The organism is Pseudoalteromonas sp. 2CM28B (assembly GCF_023161935.1).
The window spans coordinates 1-410 of the sequence record NZ_JALNTH010000129.1; the positions used below are offsets into that span (position 1 = coordinate 1).

A 410-nucleotide genomic window follows, 5' to 3' on the forward strand; every position below is an offset into this window, starting at 1 on the left:
CCCTGTGCAGTTATCTTCTTTATTTGCTCTACGCGCTATATTTTCATTTAATAGGCGCATAAACCAGCTGATACTTGCTAAACGTTCTCGGTATTGTTTTACTGTTTGATTGAAAAAGATGAGTTCAACTTTACTTAGCTTCTCGCCTTGTATGTATTTTTGCGTTAGCAATGTGCCTTTACAGAGCTTATGCCAGCGAATAACAATCGCTTTATCATTCAGCCTATTTGCCTTTTTATCATCTACATACAGTACTAAATGGGTGTGATTGCTCATTACGGCATAAGCGCACACATCAATACAAAATACCCTAGCTAATTCACCCAGCTTATATTCAACCCATCCTCGTCGATGCTCGTAAGATTGACCAGTGAAACGGTCTTCGCCACATAAAAATGCACGACGAACAC

1 pseudogene is annotated in these 410 nt (G+C 39.5%); it reads right to left on the reverse strand.

Features of this window, described 5'->3' with window-relative positions:
* Positions 1-410 (reverse strand): annotated as a pseudogene (locus MTN96_RS36940) (transposase); the annotation flags it as partial.